The 1,357-nt window shown below is 31.6% G+C and carries 2 protein-coding genes; both read right to left on the reverse strand.

The window, feature by feature from the left end:
* Positions 1-49: 49 nt before the first annotated feature.
* Positions 50-916 (reverse strand): IS3 family transposase, encoded by an 867-nt coding sequence (locus ACRHNM_RS16150; protein ID WP_431137673.1) that lies wholly within the window; start codon positions 914-916, stop codon positions 50-52.
* A complete protein-coding gene (locus tag ACRHNM_RS16155; protein ID WP_052461169.1) occupies positions 913-1,302 on the reverse strand; it encodes a helix-turn-helix domain-containing protein in 390 nt (129 codons plus the stop codon). Before ACRHNM_RS16155 ends, ACRHNM_RS16150 begins: the two co-directional genes overlap by 4 nt.
* Positions 1,303-1,357 lie beyond the last annotated feature (55 nt).

Here is a 1,357-nt window from a genome sequence, read left to right on the forward strand (position 1 = left end):
TGTATTATACTGAAATAGGTTGACCTTTTTTGGGTTCATTTTTCGTTAATTAAAAGGTCAAATATTCTAAATTTAGTTTGTTCTTTTTGTAGGAATGATATTCTACATTTTGGTTAAGATGAACAAAAGCAGGAGTCTTTAATTTCAAGCTAAAATGTGATCTTTTATTGTTGTAAATATCGACAGCTTTTTTAATCATCTTGTTAGCTAAGGTACTATTTTTTATAGTTTGTTTAAGTCCGTACTCGTATTTTAATGTTCTGTTGACACGTTCTGCTATTGCATTTTCATAAGGGTCGTACTGTTGTGTCATTGATAGCGTGATGTTATTTTGTTCAGCAAACTGTGTATATGCTGGGTTACAGTATTGAATTCCACGATCCGAATGATGAATGAGTTTTTGATTAGGATATTTACGATTTTTAATAGCCATAGCGAGCGCATCTATGCAAAGCGATGTTTTCATATGTGAGGCGAATTTATAACCCATAATCTTCTTAGAATAGGCATCTGTAACAAGCGCCAGATAACAGTGTTTGTTTTCTGTTTTAATATAGGTAATATCACTAACCCAAAGTTGTTCAGCTCGAGTAGGAGCTTTGTCTTTAACTAGATTATCATATTTATAAAAATGATGTTTAGAATTGGTTGTTATAAAATATCTTCTAGTCTTTGGAACTAAGAGATTATAAGCTCTTAAGAGCGCATAGAATTTGTCCCTTCCCATTTTTATTCCAAGAATTTCCATTTTAGATTTAAGGTTGTCATACAGTTTAATACCACCAGTTCTTTGTCCGACTTCATTTCTATAATCTTTAATCATTTGAATCACGATTTGGTCATTGTTTACTTTAGTTTTATGTGATTTTAAGCGTTTATAGAACGCTTGTTTACTAATCCCAAAACATTGGATCAACCATTTTCTTTTAAACGGTCTTGTTTCTTTTTTTCGATCTCGTCTGCTAATGTTTTGGGCAATGACTTTTTTGACATATCGACACCTGTAATTAGTTCCATATCCGCGATAATGTCTTGTTGGAAGTCCTTTACGAATTCTAGTTCTTCGATACGTTCCTTGAGTTTTTTGATTTCGTCTTTCTTGCTCATACCAAGTTTCTTTTGTTCTAAGGTACTATATTTTTTTAACCAATAATCAATAGAAGATCTAGAGACTTGATATTTTTCTGAAGCATGATTTACGGAAATCTGTCCATTTTGGATTTGATCGATTATCAAAAGCTTTAAATCGAAACCTACTTTTTTGTAGGAAGTTTTTCGGCAGTGTTGTTTTTTGTCTTTCATTAGGTGTAGTACTAAAAGGTTTAATTTTTAGTCAACCTATTTCAGGAAAGTACAT

The sequence above is a fragment of the Psychroserpens mesophilus genome (genome assembly GCF_050617655.1).
Taxonomy (GTDB): domain Bacteria; phylum Bacteroidota; class Bacteroidia; order Flavobacteriales; family Flavobacteriaceae; genus Psychroserpens; species Psychroserpens mesophilus_A.

Bases quoted from the DNA above. Each gene is read 5' to 3' on its own strand.
- ACRHNM_RS16155 (WP_052461169.1), bottom strand. From the start codon at position 1,302: ATGAAAGACAAAAAACAACACTGCCGAAAAACTTCCTACAAAAAAGTA.